Genomic DNA, 14768 nt, shown 5'->3' on the forward strand with positions numbered 1-14768 from the left:
TCTTCCGTCCCCTTTCTAAACCCTGGGTTTCCAGGATCGAAGTTCCTGTTCGTCGAGGAGGAGGTTACCCCCCTCCACCTGGTACCTGACTTCGTCGGGTGGGAAGTTCACACACCCTCCCGAGATGCCCCTGAGATCCTCCAGATTCCATTCGGTGCCGCACACGTTGCATACCAACCGATTTCCCCGGATGTGAAAAGTCGTGCCGCTGCACGGCTCGCAGAAGGAGACGGCCGCCACTACCCGCCCTGACGGTGCCACGTAGACCGTCACGGGCAAGTAGTCGAAGGTGGTGCCGTTGGGCAGGGTGACGGGCTGGTTGGGGATCTTGAAGCTGACAATCCCTCTCTCGTTCACTCTGGCCAGGTCTACGTAGATCCTCCCGTCACGGAAGTCCGGAACGATCTCTGTCTGCTGTATTCTCCGGCCCGGGTCGTATTTGCGAGACCCCAGGTTGTAAGATCCCCCCTTCGAGGAAGACCCCGGCGTCCCCCGGTCCACCAGCACCACCCCTGCCAGCATCACGACCACCAGCACCGCCACCAGCAGGGGTACGCGGCGCCGCTGCCCACCCCCTTTCCCCATTACCTTCGCTCTCTTGTCCACAACCGGACCCATCGCTGTAACCCCCCGTCCTCCTACACTACGTAGTAGACATACCCATAAAAAGGGCTGATCAGCAGAAAGGCCGATCAGCAGAGGGGAACCAAAATTAGTGCCGTAAGCACCCACACCACCGCCGGTACCCACCGCGACCCGCGGGCCGAAAGAGACCGGGACGGTGGCTCGAGCAGCCGCTCGACCCGCCGCTGTACCTCACCGGCTGCGAGCAAGGGCGTGAAGTTATCCAGCGCCAGTTGCCACCACGCCCCCGCTGTCCCCAGCTTCCAGCCCTTGATCAGTGCTGAGGCCAGGGCCAGGGGCTTGCCCGTCACCCGCGCCGCCACTGCGTCGGCCGCCGCCTCCGTTTCTGCTTGCAGCCTGCGGAACACGGGCAAGGAGAGGCCGGTCAAAAGGAGCGCGTCCCGCAGCATCACACCCAACCACTTCTTCAAGTGGTCACAGGATTTGACGTGGGCAAGTTCGTGGGCCAGCACGGCCGCCAGTTCTTCATCATCCAGTTGATCCGCCAGCTGGCGAGACAGAACGACCACCGGTCGCCAGATGCCCACCGTGAATGCATGGGCCAAGGGATGCGGCGTCACCATCACCACCGGCGGCTTCATCCCCATGCGCTCTGCCAGACCCGCCGCCATAAGGGCGACCCGGCTGTCGCCCGGCTCGGGCCCGAAACGGCGCCAGAGGCGCCCCGCCATCCACGCTCCCGCCGCCGCTTTGCCTACCCCTGCCGCCAGGGAGACCACGAAAAAAGGTGCGAGCAGATAGGCCAGCAGGGTCCCCGCCCAGCATAACCAGGCCAGGAATGCACCCGCGTACCCCACTCCGCCCAACACGGGTACCCAGCAGGCGACCCGCCAGCGCCAGGCCCAGGAGGCGACGTAAAGGACAAAGGGCACCGCCAGGGGAGCCCACCAAACGGCTCGCCTGGCACCGGGCGGTAAGCCGGGCAACTTGGTGGCCAGCGCAGCCAGGGCAGCGCCCACGAACATTCCGGAGAAAGCGTAGACGATGAGCGGGTGCAGGTAGGCCATTTCTACTTCCGTTCCTCCGACCGCCTTTCCTCCAACCGCCGACGCCTGATTACCTGCTCCAGTTCCAGCAACCTGGCCTCGTCCTCAGTCCCCATCCTCTCCACCAGGTGGGAAAATACGGGGCGGGCGAACTCCTCCAGGAGGCCGTCGAGCACCGTCCTGGCCACTCTGTCCATGAAGTCTTCCCGAGTCAGGGCCGGCCGGTACACGTAATAGTTGCGCTCCTGCTCCCGCTCGAGGAGTCCCTTCTGAGCCAGGCGAGTCATGGTGGTCATCACCGTGGTGTAGGCGAGGGGGCGCTTACCCGCCAGATGCCCGAGTACGTCCCGCACCGTGACCCGGCCCAGGCGCCAGGCCACCTCCATCACCTCCGCCTCCAGTTCCCCGAGGACCTTTGTCAGCCCCGTTTCCCGGGGGCGGAATTCGAAGCGAATCTCCCTGCCCATCCCTACCAGCCCCTTCACTCCCCTGCATTATACCCAGGCGCTCTACTACAGTCAATAGTAAGACCCGCAGCGTCTCCGTGAATGGGCAGAGCGCTGCGGGCAGTCCTGGCCGGACCGGTCTGGACCTTGCAGAGAGAACCTGCAGTGGACCGAAAACCGCGGGGTCAGGGTGGAATGGGCGCGAGGACCCGAACTCAGCACAGCCAGGTTAGTGGCCTCTTTACAGCGTGCCTTCGGAGCCGGCAAGACCCAGGAGAAGGGCACCCCACAGCATGCGGAACGCCTCCAGGTAGCCGGGGGCGGAGATGGCCACCGTCTTCGAGGACACCTTCTTTACCTGAGGAAACAGCGTAGCGGTGGTGACCGCAGCCGAAGTCTTGAAATCCACCTGGAATTCCACCGGCCCGGCCACCACGTAGGGTTCGATCCGCCCCCGGCTGGCTACCGCCCGGGCGGCAGCCTCGCGGATCAGTTCCCGCGTGCGGCAGGGAGGCAGGCTGGCACCACTCAGGCGGTCGATGCCGCTCTTCACCGCCACCGTCTCGATGTCGCCCAGCAGGGCGCGGGCTTCCCGCGTCACCGCCTCGTCACCGGTTACCAGCACCACGGGGACGCCGAAAGCACCCGCTATGGCAGCACTGATAGCCGTTTCCCCCACAGGATGGCCGTTGAGTCTCACCTCGTCGACTAACCGCCCGACCAGGGTGTGATTGAGGACGCCCCCGTCCGCCCCCTCCCGGGAATGGTAGGCCACCAGGAAGGCACAGGCGAACGTCTCGTCGATTCCCTCCATCTGCAGGAGCTGCTTGTTCAGTCCCGAGATAAGGCGGGCCCGAGAATCCAGTTCCTCCACAAGGATATTGATCATGTTGCCGTGGGCGTCGTTGACCACTACCTCGGTGGCCCCGGCCTGGCAGGCCCCCTCGATGGCTGCGTTCACGTCCCCCGTCAGCAACTTCCGCATCCTCTGGTATTCGGAACTGGACGCATCCACGTGCGGGCGCACCACCACCCCGGTGGCACCCTCCATATCCGCCGACACGTATACCTTCACGGCAAAGACCCCCTAGCCGCAGCGAGATGTAACCCCGCGCCAAAAGAGTGCGCGGGACAGTCAGCGGGCGAGGATACGGCCCGCGCGAACCTCGTGCTGCACGCCGTCCTCCACCACCACCTGGCCGTTCACGAGCACCCACCTGATCCCTCTGGGGTAACGCCGGGGTTCCAGGTAGTCACCCCCCTCGTCGATGACCTCGGGGTCAAACACCACCAGGTCGGCCCAGGCCCCTTCCCGGATGACGCCCCGGTCGTCCAGGCCGAGGACATGTGCGGGTCGCGAGGTGATGCGGGCGACCCCTTCCTCGAGGGAAGACCCCGCGTAGCGGCGCAGATACCTGGGGAAAACCCCGTAAGTGTTGGGATGGGGCAGGTAGTACGGTGGATGGCGAACCTCCCAGTTCTCGTCGAAGATGAAGGTGTCTGTGCATGCCATCGAGCGCGGGTGAGCGAAGAAAACGCGGATGGCCTCCTCCCGGCCCAGCATGCCCATCCGTGCCCGCGTGCGCGGATGCCGGCGCACCACGTCGAACAGGGCAGAGAGGGGATCGCCGTCGCGGTCCCGGGCAACGGTGGCCAGGCTCTTGCCCTCGAGGGAGGCGTCTTCGCACTGGAGGATCACTATGGCCTCCGCCCAGCGGGGATCACTGCGCGGGTTGAGGGAGTACCACCTGCCCGCCTCGATGAATTCGCGCACCTCGGCCTCGTAGTCGGGGGCACCCAGCATCTGGGCCAGCCGCTCGGGTGAACCGGCATCCCGCAGCCAGGGGGACAGGAGGGACACCAGGTACGGAGCGATCACCACTCCCCCGTCGGTGTTGGGGATGACGTCGAAAAAGATGTCCACCCCCTGCTGCAGGCCTTCCTCGAGCACCTCCAGGGTGGCTTCCGCCACCGCGTTGAACAGGGAAGCCGGCGGGTCGGGGTACACGCGGTATGCCGGCACCAGGTGGGAAACCTGCACCCTCACCCCCGCCTGGCGGCCGATCTCCACCGCCTCCTTGAGCCCTCGGGCCAGGGCCGGCTGGGGAGTCCCCTTGCGGATACCGGTCCGGCGCCAGTGAGTGGCGTATATCCCCCCGTACTCCGAGAGCACGCGGGCCAGTTCCACGATTTCGGACGTCTCCGCATGCCCGCCCGGTTCGTAATCCAGGCCGGTGGACATGCCCCGAGCCCCTTCCTCCAGCGCGCTCCGGAGGAGTTCCTTCATCGCCGACAGTTCCTCAGGACGGGCCGGACGGGCGTAATCGGAGCCCATGACCACCGTGCGCAGGGCATTGTGACCCACCAGCGGGACATAATTCACCGCCGGGCGGGCGGCCTCGACCCGCGAAAGGAAGTCCCCGAACGATCGCCAGTCGATATCCAGCCCGTGTCTTTCCCGGGCCTTCTGGCGCACCACCTCGAGCGGCCGCATGGTTGGCTCGTAATACTTGTAGGGAGCCACCTCGTGCCACCAGTCGAATTCCCAGAACGAAAGTACCCACATATGGCCCAGGGGAGCAGGCGAGAACCCGCAGTTACCCCCCACAAAGGTGGTTATCCCCTGCCTCACCGCACTGGGTGCGGAAGGATAAAGGAGCAGCGTCTCATCACCGTGAGAGTGGATGTCGATAAACCCGGGCGAAATCACCAGACCTGTAGCATCCAGCACGCGGTCCGCCTCCACTCCCTCGGGGAGGGGCAGCGGCGCCACCGCAGCTATGCGACCTCCGCGTACTCCCACCCAGCCCGGATATCCCCTGCGCCCGGTCCCGTCGACCACCAGTCCGCTCGTAACAATCACATCAAAGCGATTCACCCGCAACCCCCTCCCAGCCCCGAGCCGGGCACTCATGCCTTGAGCCGAGGATCCAGCAGGTCGCGCAACCCGTCCCCGAACAGGTTGATGCCCAGCACTGCCACCACTATGGCGATACCGGGGAATATATAGAGCCACCAGGCCAGACCCAGCCACTGCCTGCCCGTATTGATCATGGCGCCCCACTCGGGCTGGGGGGGCTGTGCTCCCAACCCCAGAAAAGAGAGGGCCGCCCCCATCAGTATGGCGCTGGCGAAGTGCAGGGTACCCAGCACGATGATCGTGTTTCCGATATTGGGCAGCACGTGTCGCCACAGAATACGCCGGTTGGGCGCCCCCGCAGCGGAAGCTGCTTCCACGAACTCCTTTTCCCGCAGGGGAAGTACAGCACTATGCACCACCCGGGCATACCCTGGCAACATGGAGAACACCACCGCCAGCATGGCGTTACGCAGCGACGGACCCAGGATGGCCACAATAACGATGGCAAACAGCATGGTGGGAAAGGCCAGCCACAGGTCGACCACCCGGGCGATGAATCCTCCCAGCCGGGGGTAGTAACCCCACAGGATCCCCACCAGGGTCCCCAGTACGACCGTCAGGACCGTGGCCGTAAGCCCCATGCTGAGGGAAATGCGGGAACCCCACACGATGCGACTGAAGACGTCCCGGCCGAACTCGTCTGTCCCGCAGAGGTGTCTGACCGACGGGGGCTGCAGGCGGTCCTCGACCCGCATGTCCAGGGGCCCGTAGGGGGCAATGTAGGGAGCCAGGACGGCACAGGCCACCACCGCCAGGACCATTGCTGCCCCGATCACCATGCCTTTTTGCCTCATGACCCGCCGAAGAGATTTCATGAGGCCTTCACCCGGGGATCCAGGGCCCCGTATACGAGATCTACCATCAGATTGACCAGCACGAAGGTAGCCGCCACCACCAGTACCCCTCCCTGCACCACGGGGAAGTCGCGGGTGAGGATTCCCTTCACCACGTAGGAGCCCACTCCAGGCAGGGCAAACACCGTCTCGGTGACAATAGCTCCCCCCAGCAGGTACCCCAGATCCAGCCCCACCATGGTCACCACCGGGATCAGGGCATTCTTAAGGGCATGCCGGTACAGCACTGCCCGTTCGGAAAGGCCCTTGGAACGCGCCGTCCGGATGTAATCCTGCCCCAGGACCTCCAGGAGGCTGGAACGGGTGACGCGGGCAATGTAGGCGGCAGAGAGGATACCCAGCGTGAAGGAAGGCAACACCAGGTGGTAAACCCCCTGGTAACCGCTGATGGGAAACCACCCCAGCACGTACCCGAAGAGCCACATCAGGGCCAGGGCCAGCCAGAAGGAGGGCAGCGACATCCCCAGCACCGCCATCGAGGTGGCGAGGTAATCGGCGGCCGTGCCCCGGCGCACCGCCGCCAGGATGCCCACCGTGACCCCGAGCAGCGCCTCGATGATGAGCGCGTATATGGCAAGTTGCATGGTCACCCGATACCTTTGCAGCAACTCCTGTGCCACGGGAACGCCGGTGAGGAGCGACCGGCCCAGGTCCCCGCGGGCAAGGTGAACGAAGAACCGGCCCAGTTGCATGTGCATGGGCAGGTCCAGGCCCAGCTCGTGGCGCAGCGCCGCCACCGCCTCGGGCGTGGCCCGTTCACCCAGCATCTGCCGTACCGGATCACCCGGTACCATGTGGATCATCAAAAACACGATAACCGATATACCTAACAGGACCAGGAAACCCTGCCACAGACGGCGAGCAACGTACTGGTAGCGCAGATCCTCCTACCTCCCCGCCTCCGGGCAAGGCTCCGGCCGGGATCGTGCGCCCGGCCGGAGCCAGCCAACCCGATTCTCGGCCTACTTCTCGAGGGAGATGTCGCTATACAGGATTCCTACGAACGGGTTGAAGCGCAGGTCCTTGACCCAGGTGCGCGCCGCCACAAAGCCCTTGCGCACAACCAGGGGCACCCAGGGGGCGCCGTCCAGGATGAGCCGCTGCGCCTGTTCGTAGTACTGGGCCCGCTCGGCGGCATCGACGGTGGTGCGACCCTTCACCAGAAGCTCGTCCAGTTCGTCGGTGCCCCAGTGCATGCGCACCCGCCCGCTCTCTTTATGGAACAGGAAGTAGAGGATGTCGGGGTCGCTCCAGCCATACTGCCACAGGATGGACTGGTGCAGGCCCTTGGGAGTGCCGTCACGGATGGCCGCTTCCTCCATAACCTGGATGTCCAGCTTGGCACCGACGGCGGCCACCTGTTTCTGGATGAGCTGGGCTACCCTCTGATCCACCGGGTCGTTGGTGATCCACAGGGAGAACTCAAGGGCCTTGCCGTCCTTCTCCACGATGCCGTCGCCGTTGGTGTCCTTCCAGCCCGCTTCGGCCAGCACCTGCTTGGCCCGCTCCAGATTGTACCCGTACTCGGACTTAGCCTGTTCTTCCAGGGCCTTGGAGTGGCCGGGGAGGTGGTGCGGCAGCGCGGTGTATACGGGAGTAGCGAGGCCGTCGTAGCCCACCCTCGCGATCTCATCCCGGTCGATGGCCAGGTTCATGGCCTGGCGAACCCGAACGTCGTCGAAGGGCCACTTCTGGCAGTTGAAACCGAAGTACCGGATGCCGTTCTCGGGGTACTCGACCAGTTGAATATCCTTGTTTTCCTTGAGCTTTGCCACCTGCTGGGGCGGCACCGTCAACAGCAGGTCAATGTTACCCTTCTCCAGTTCCAGGATGCGGGTGGCCTCGTCGGGGATGATGCGGAATACCAACTTGTCCACCTTGGGTGCGCCCTGGTTCTTGTAGAACGGCGGAGCCCATTTGTAGTCGGGATTCTTCTCGAAGACGATCTCCGATCCCCGTGTGTGGGATACGAACTTGAACGGCCCCGCCCCCACGGGGTGCTGCCCGTAGTCCTCGCCGAACTTCTTGATAGCTTCGGGGGACATGAATGAGGCGAAGGTCTGTGCGAAGGTGGTCCACAGCGAGACGTCCACCTGGGAACAGGTGAGTTGTACGGTGCGTTCGTCCAGCACCTTGATATCGGCGATGGAACTCACCATCTCGCGGTTAAGTCCCTTGGGGTCGTCCCGCATGCGCTCGAGCCGGAACTTCACGGCCTCGGCATCCAGCTTGGTACCGTCGTGGAACTTCAACCCCGACTTGAGCTTGAAAGTGATAACCTTGCCATCGGGGGAGACTTCCCATGACTCGGCCATGCTGGGCACTAACTTCCCGTCGAAGTCGATGGCCACCAGACCGTAATCATAGAGCACGAAGAACGGATCCTCGATCCAGGTGGTGCGGTCAATGTCAAAGGTCGCGGGATCATTGACGATCCCCACTCTGAGCACCTTTTCCTGCTGAGCCGGCCGGGACCCGCAACCGGCAAGCAACAGGCTGAAGACCAGGGCCACCACCACCGCACCGGTAGCAAATCTCTTCATCAGTCCGATCCTCCTTCGCGGCAACCAGTCCAATGCTCCTCGTACTGACCCCCCGTAAACAGTCGAGTGTGCTGCGCACGACACCCCCCCTCCGGGTAAAAATAAGGCGCCTCGCCTTCGGTCTAGTGCCAGAAGGCGCCCTCTCTTTTGAGCTCAGTATAAAACCTGCCATCCACCACTGTCAATCGGGCGCGACCGGCGCCGCAGCCGGTTTATCGTGCCAGCTACCCCGCGGTGGAACGCAGACCGGGAGAAGGCCTCAGGTAGTCGATGCCAGTGCGGGCGGAAGCACGGCGCACCATCTCGCGGGAAACCCTCGTGGCCTCCCTGGCCACCTCCCGCTCGTCGCCCATCCCCACCAGGCGCCCGTGCTCCAACACCACCCGTCCGTTCACGATCACCGTATCCACCGGACCGGGGCCGGTAGCCACCACCGCCACCACCGGATCTTCCGCGGTGCCGGCGAATTCCAACCGTCCCAGATCGATGAGGATCATGTCCGCGGCCATGTCCACGTCCAGGTAACCGATGTCGTCGCGGCCCAGGACGGCTGCCCCGCCCGCGGTGGCCAGGTAAAGCACCTCCTCTGACGAAAGACCCCGATCCGCCAGGGCCAGCTTCTGAAGGAGATACGCGACCCTGATTTCTCCCCACATGCCGGAACTGTCGTTACTGGCGCTGCCGTCCACCGCCAGCCCCACCCGGGCCCCGGCCTCCAGCAGATCCCTCACCCGGCATATGCCCGAGGCGAGTTTCATGTTGGACACAGGGCAGTGCGCCACCCCGGTACGGGTCTCTCCCAGCAGCCGCACTTCCCGGTCATCCAGGTGGATGGCATGGGCGAACCACACGTCCGGGCCCAACCATCCCAGCGACTCTACGTATGCCACGGGCCGGCACCCGAATTTCTCCAGGCAGAAACGTTCTTCGTCCCGGGTCTCGGCAAGATGGGTGTGCAGGAGAACGCCCCGGGAGCGCGCCAGTCCCGCCGCTTCCCTCATCAGGCGCGGAGTGACAGAGAAGGGGGAACAGGGCGCCAGCGCCAGGCGGCACATGGAGTACCGCGCGGGATCGTGGTGGCGGTCCAGCAGGCGCTCGCAATCGGCAAGTATGGCGTCTTCGTCCTGTACCACCTCATCGGGGGGAAGGCCGCCCCGGCTGCGTCCCAGGGACATGCTGCCCCGGGTGGGATGAAACCTGATCCCCAGTTGCCGGGCCGCCTCGATTTCGGCCTCGATGAAGCCCTCCGCGCGGCATCGCGGAAACACGTAGTGGTGGTCGGTGGAAGTGGTGCACCCGCTCTTCAACAGTTCTCCCAACCCCACCAGCGCGCCCAGGTACACCGCCTCCGGGGTGATTTCCCGCCAGATCTCGTACAGGGTGACCAGCCAGGGAAACAGGGGGACATCCTGTACCGCCGGGATGGCCCTGGTCAGGGTCTGGTAAAGGTGGTGATGGGTATTCACGAACCCCGGCAAAACCACCATTCCGGAAGCATCGATGACCCGGTCTACCTCCTCCCCTTCCCCGGCCCCCCTGCCCAGGGCGGCAATGCGGCACCCGTCGATGAGCACGTTTCCGCCCCGTATGCGCTCCCGGCGGGGATTCATGGTTACGATCCAATCCGCATTCCTGATGAGCATTTTCATCCTGGCGTTCCCCCTCACCAGCCAAGGAAGATACTCGCCGGCCCCGTCCACGTTGGTTCGCCCAACCGCAGAAAGTGCAGGAGGGCGGCGGAGCACCCCCCGGGCCTGCCGGCAGTCAATCAGAGCGGGACATCAAGGGCCCGGTAGGCCGCGAGCAGGTTGGCGGCGCTCACACCCTCGGGCAACAGCCCGGAGGAGCATCCCACCACCAGCCCCCCCTCCCTTGCTGCCCGGGCCAGGCGAACGGCCTCCCGTTCGACTTCCTCCCGGGTGCCACGGCTGAGCAGGTCCACCGAGAGGCCCCCCAGCAGGCCCAACCGCCCCCGGTAAGCGGTGACCAGGGCAGCGGCGTCCATGCCTGCCTCTGGCTCCAGGGAATGGAGGCCGTCGAAGCCCGCCTCCCTGATTACAGGTATGAGTGGTTCTACCCGGCCGTCGCTGTGAAACACGAGCAGGGGCCTTTCGCCGCGCAGGGTTCGCACCGCCCCGCAGCGGTCCACCACTTCCCGCCAGAGCGGCCACAAGTGCTCACGGATCAGCCGGGGGGACAGCAGCAGGCCATCAGTGTAAGCCACGTCTTCCCCCAGCACGATCCCATCGGCGCCCGCCTCCAACGCCTGACCCACCTGGGCCAGCACCCGGTCCAGCTGTAGGAACCATAACCCCTCGACCTCCACCGGAAACTCGCCGCCCGGTCCTGCCCACCGGTCCGCCCCACATGCCCCGGCGGACGGGTCTCCCCGGCCCGTGTGGTGGTCGCCCGCGGCGGCCCCGGCCAGCAACATGATGGCCTGCGACCATCCCAGGGCTCCGGCCAGCCCCTGCCAGGGCCCATCCACCAGGGCCCACACGAAGAGGTCGCGGCTCGACCAGTATGCCACCTCCCGCAGCCAGGGCACACCTGGCACGGCGGCAAAATCCGCGTCCGGCGCGCACTCACCGCTGGCCGCGCACCCGGCGTGCGACCCCAGCTCCCCCGCTACCACGCCCACCATGTCAGCCCCCAGGCACCGAATGGCGGCTTCCTCGACCTGCCACCTCTCCGGCCCCTCCTGGGGAACGTCGCCCGGCTTCCGACCCGCCAGGGCGGCCACCAGTGGCGGAGCGAGCTTGAACTCCCCCCGCGGTACCCGGTCGGGAGGACAGCCGGCAAGGGCCATCCGCACCCGCTCGTAACCTGTCAGGGGGCCAGAGCCAGCATCCGCCGGGCACGCCACAGTTCGTCACCTTCCGGAGGAACGATGGGGATACGGGCCCCCTCCCTGAGCAACCATCTCCCCTCCCGGGTGAGGCACCCCACCACCGCGGCCCGGATGCCGGCCCCCCGCAGGGCGTCCAGCAGAGGCTCCGGGTCGGGCACCGCCACCAGCAGCGAACCGCTGGAAACCAGGCGCAGGGGGTCTATCCCAAGCGCCCTGCAAATGGCATCCACCTCCGGCGGCACGGGCACCGCATCCGCGCGGACCTCCACTCCCAACCCGGTGGGGTGAACCATCTCCCAGACCGCTCCCAGCACCCCTCCCTCGGTGACGTCGTGCATGCAGGTAGCCCCGCAACCTACGGCGATCCTCGCCTCCGGGACCACGCTCAGGGACTCAAACAGGGACTGAGCACGGGCCAGGGTTTGGGCGGAAACCAGAGAGGCCAGTTCATTCGGGAAATCCGCGGCCAGTACCGCCGCCCCTTCGATGCCGGCTCCCTTGGTAAGCACCAGGGCATCACCCGGCCGCGGCCCGGTGGGCAACTGATAGCCGGGCCAGGGTTGCCCCAGGGCCGCCACGCACGCCAGGGGGGCAGGCAAGCCCGGCACCAGCTCTGTGTGCCCGCCGGCAATGGCCACGTTCAGCTTCTGACAGACCCCGTCTGCCTCGCTCATGAAGCGGGCCACGTACTCCTCACCAAATTCCGCGGGTACCAGCAGCGTGATGGCGACGGCCACCGGCTCTGCCCCCGCCGCGGCCAGGTCGTTACAGGCCACCTGGATACAGAGTTCCCCCACACGGGTGCTGCCCCCCGTGATGGGGTCCACCGAAATGACGCAGATGCCGCCGCCCAGGCGGAGAACGGCCGCATCCACCCCGATACCTGATCCCCGGACCACCTCCGGGCGCCTGGCACCCTGGTGACTCAAGACCAGCTTTTCCAGGATTGCCGGAGGTAGCTTGCCCCCCGCCGGCGCGCGACTCACCTGCGTAACCCCCCCTCACGACCGAGCAAGACCAGCAGGCGCTTGCCCGCCTCCCGACAGTTCTGCACCAGTGCCTCGATGGCGGCGGGGTCGGCCCCCTCCAGGTGCACCCCGGCCACGCCCACCACGGGAGAGCGGGTGACCCGGGCCAGCTCCTCTCCCAGGGGGCGGATCACTTCTTCCTCTTTGTGGGCCGGGAGGCTGATCACCGAAGAGGTCGAGCTGTACCTGCCCGGTTCCGCCAGGCTGGGCCGCGGGATGCTCACCACGACCGTGCCCACGTGGGGACGGTCGCCCCCGAAAAGCCCGATCACGTAACCATCATCGGTGCCCCAGGCACGGGCGCAAACCCGGAAGCGACCTTCCCCGGCCCAGGCCTCCCACTGCCCCAGCCGGTTGCCTGTGACATCCTCACCCGGCCCTTCCGGCTCGGCCTTACCGTGAGCGGTCAGAGCAGGGGTGAAGGGGGCCGGGAAGGGGCAGGCATCCGCGCTTTCGGCCCTCCAGCGCCGGGATAATCCGTGGGAGACTCCCAGGTGATCGAGGATTCGCCCCACCGTGTGATCCACCAGGTCACTCACGGATGCGGGCCGGATGTAGAAGGCGGGGGCGGGGGGCATGACCACCACCCCCAGGCGCGCCAGCCGCAGCAGATTCTCCAGGTGGATGGCGCTGAGCGGGGTTTCCCGGGGCAGTATGATCAAATGCCGGCGCTCCTTGAGGCAAACATCAGCCGCCCGGGTGATGAGATCGCCCGAGAAACCGTGGGCGATGGCGGCCACCGTCTTCATGCTGCAGGGCACCACCACCATCCCGTCAACCGGGAAGCTGCCGCTGGCTACGGGCGCGGTGAGATCGTCGGGAGCGTACACGTGCGCAGCCATGTCCCTCAATTGCTCGGGCTCGAGGCCCATTTCCTCCCTGAGGGTCTGCGCACCCCAGCGGCTGACGATCAGGTGGGTTTCCACCCGGGCCTGCCGCAGCACCTCGAGCAGCCTCACAGCGTACACCGCTCCCGAAGCTCCCGTGACGGCCACTATCACTCGCAATTGCCTTCCCCCATTGACATCGTTTCGACCTGGTGCGGCTTCCATCCTCGTCCCACCCGGCCCGAACCGGGCCCCCGGCCCAACGACGGAGAACCCGGACCGCCTTGCCGCTACCTGGCGCGCACGTACCCCCTGCTAGTAGCGCTGCCAGAGGGCGCGCGCCAGTTCGCGGGAGCGGGCCAGGATCGCCTCCTCATCCACGGTCTGGAACGTACGGTCACGCATAAGGATGCGTCCCCCTACCATGACGGTAACCACCGCCGACCCGGGTACCCCGTATATCAGGTGGCCCATGTAGTTGGTCTCCTCCAGGGGGGTGAATGGCCGGTAGTCCACCAGGATGATGTCAGCGAATCCTCCCTCGGTGATCTGCCCCAGGGCACGCTCCCAGTAACGGCGGGCCAGGCGGGCGTTGTTCACCCAGGTGATACGGCGCACATCTTCGCCGCCCACAACCCGCGGGTCGGCCCGACCCAGGCGGGCAACCATGACCGTGAGATTCGCCTCCCGCCACATGTCGAGGAACCCGTCCCCGCCCAGCACCACATTCACCCCGGCCCCGAGCAGGTCGGGCACCGGGGAGCTACCCACCGCATTGTTCATGTTGGACTGCGGGTTGTGAGCCACCGTGCACCCGCACTCCCGGAGAATGGCGATCTCCTCCTCACCCACCAGGACGCAGTGGGCGGCGATGCTACTCTCCCCCAGCACGCCTGCTTCCGCCAGGCGACGGACGGGATGCTTTCCGAACTGCCGCACGGTCTCGGCCACGTCCGCTTCCCCTTCGGCGACGTGGACGTGGAATCCCGCCCCCAGGCTGTTACCAATCTCGGAGGCCTCCCGCAGGGTTCCCTCCCCCACGGTGAAGGAAGCATGGAGTCCGAAGGCACCCCTCAGCAGCGATCCGCCTTCTCGGCGGCAACGCTCGATGAAGCGGCGGTTCTCTTCCAGCCCCCGGCGGGCTATGGCCGGCCCATCCCGGTCGGACACCTCGTAACACAGGCAGCCCCTCACCCCCATCTCGGTGAAGGCGCGCGCCACCTGGTCCAGGCTCCCCTCGCAGGCGTACGGGCTGGCGTGGTGATCGAACAGGGTGGTCACCCCGTGCCGGACGGCTTCCAGCAACCCCGCCATCGACTGGTAGTAATTATCCTCCGGCGTGAGGGCTTTGTCGAGCCGCCACCACAGTCGCTCCAGGATCTGGCGGAAGCCGGCAGCCGGTTCTCCCCGACCAGGGATGCCACGCGCCCACTGGCCGTAGAGGTGGGTGTGCCCAGTCACGAACCCGGGCAGGATAAGCATCCCGCGGGCATCCAGAAACGGCACCTCCGGGTAGCGGGCGCGGAGAGTGGCGGTCGACCCTACCTCTTTTACCAGTTCCCCTTCCACCAGCACCGCTCCATCGGAGAAAAACCGGTTGACCTCTTCCATGGTGATGAGGACCCCATTTCCCACCAGTGTTCTCGCCTTGGCGCCTTTCACGTCCGT

The 14768-nt window shown here is 65.9% G+C and carries 13 protein-coding genes; all 13 read right to left on the reverse strand.

Annotated elements, in window-relative coordinates:
- Window positions 1–15: 15 nt before the first annotated feature.
- Window positions 16–618, reverse strand: a complete 603-nt coding sequence (locus AB1446_01495; GenBank protein MEW6545578.1) for a Fe-S-containing protein — start codon at window positions 616–618, stop codon at window positions 16–18.
- Window positions 619–692: 74 nt separating this feature from the next.
- Window positions 693–1652 carry a M56 family metallopeptidase gene (locus AB1446_01500; protein ID MEW6545579.1) on the reverse strand — a complete coding sequence of 320 codons (960 nt, stop codon included), beginning with the start codon at window positions 1650–1652 and terminating at the stop codon, window positions 693–695.
- Between the two features lie 2 nt (window positions 1653–1654).
- Window positions 1655–2098, reverse strand: a complete 444-nt coding sequence (locus AB1446_01505) for a BlaI/MecI/CopY family transcriptional regulator (GenBank protein MEW6545580.1) — start codon at window positions 2096–2098, stop codon at window positions 1655–1657.
- Window positions 2099–2318: 220 nt separating this feature from the next.
- On the reverse strand, window positions 2319–3152 hold the full coding sequence (locus tag AB1446_01510; GenBank protein MEW6545581.1) for a M55 family metallopeptidase: 834 nt from the start codon (window positions 3150–3152) through the stop codon (window positions 2319–2321).
- Window positions 3153–3212: 60 nt separating this feature from the next.
- Window positions 3213–4955 carry an amidohydrolase family protein gene (locus AB1446_01515; protein MEW6545582.1) on the reverse strand — a complete coding sequence of 581 codons (1743 nt, stop codon included), beginning with the start codon at window positions 4953–4955 and terminating at the stop codon, window positions 3213–3215.
- 32 nt (window positions 4956–4987) lie between these two features.
- Window positions 4988–5812: an ABC transporter permease gene (locus AB1446_01520; GenBank protein ID MEW6545583.1), complete on the reverse strand. Its 825-nt coding sequence runs from the start codon at window positions 5810–5812 to the stop codon at window positions 4988–4990.
- A complete protein-coding gene (locus tag AB1446_01525; GenBank protein ID MEW6545584.1) occupies window positions 5809–6732 on the reverse strand; it encodes an ABC transporter permease in 924 nt (307 codons plus the stop codon). Before AB1446_01525 ends, AB1446_01520 begins: the two co-directional genes overlap by 4 nt.
- 81 nt (window positions 6733–6813) lie before the next feature.
- Window positions 6814–8394 (reverse strand): ABC transporter substrate-binding protein, encoded by a 1581-nt coding sequence (locus AB1446_01530; protein ID MEW6545585.1) that lies wholly within the window; start codon window positions 8392–8394, stop codon window positions 6814–6816.
- 224 nt (window positions 8395–8618) lie between these two features.
- The gene (locus AB1446_01535) at window positions 8619–10043 is read right to left on the reverse strand and encodes an 8-oxoguanine deaminase (protein ID MEW6545586.1); all 1425 of its coding nucleotides are present in this window, start codon (window positions 10041–10043) and stop codon (window positions 8619–8621) included.
- A gap of 119 nt (window positions 10044–10162) precedes the next feature.
- The gene (locus tag AB1446_01540) at window positions 10163–11260 is read right to left on the reverse strand and encodes a hypothetical protein (protein MEW6545587.1); all 1098 of its coding nucleotides are present in this window, start codon (window positions 11258–11260) and stop codon (window positions 10163–10165) included.
- The gene (locus tag AB1446_01545; GenBank protein MEW6545588.1) at window positions 11224–12231 is read right to left on the reverse strand and encodes an AIR synthase family protein; all 1008 of its coding nucleotides are present in this window, start codon (window positions 12229–12231) and stop codon (window positions 11224–11226) included. The genes AB1446_01540 and AB1446_01545 overlap by 37 nt, the downstream gene beginning before the upstream one ends.
- A complete protein-coding gene (locus AB1446_01550; protein ID MEW6545589.1) occupies window positions 12228–13274 on the reverse strand; it encodes a UbiX family flavin prenyltransferase in 1047 nt (348 codons plus the stop codon). The genes AB1446_01545 and AB1446_01550 overlap by 4 nt, the downstream gene beginning before the upstream one ends.
- 141 nt (window positions 13275–13415) lie before the next feature.
- Window positions 13416–14762, reverse strand: coding sequence for a putative aminohydrolase SsnA (gene ssnA / locus AB1446_01555; protein MEW6545590.1), 1347 nt, complete (start codon window positions 14760–14762; stop codon window positions 13416–13418).
- Window positions 14763–14768 lie beyond the last annotated feature (6 nt).

The organism is Bacillota bacterium (assembly GCA_040757085.1).
Lineage (GTDB): Bacteria > Bacillota > Sulfobacillia > JACIYH01 > JACIYH01 > JACIYH01.

Excerpts from the sequence above, each read along its gene's own strand:
- AB1446_01535 (MEW6545586.1), bottom strand. The coding sequence starts at position 10,043 with ATGAAAATGCTCATCAGGAATGCGGATTGGATCGTAACCATGAATCCC.
- AB1446_01520 (MEW6545583.1), bottom strand. The coding sequence starts at position 5,812 with ATGAAATCTCTTCGGCGGGTCATGAGGCAAAAAGGCATGGTGATCGGG.
- AB1446_01500 (MEW6545579.1), bottom strand. The coding sequence starts at position 1,652 with ATGGCCTACCTGCACCCGCTCATCGTCTACGCTTTCTCCGGAATGTTC.
- AB1446_01505 (MEW6545580.1), bottom strand. The coding sequence starts at position 2,098 with ATGGGCAGGGAGATTCGCTTCGAATTCCGCCCCCGGGAAACGGGGCTG.
- AB1446_01530 (MEW6545585.1), bottom strand. The coding sequence starts at position 8,394 with ATGAAGAGATTTGCTACCGGTGCGGTGGTGGTGGCCCTGGTCTTCAGC.
- AB1446_01495 (MEW6545578.1), bottom strand. The coding sequence starts at position 618 with ATGGGTCCGGTTGTGGACAAGAGAGCGAAGGTAATGGGGAAAGGGGGT.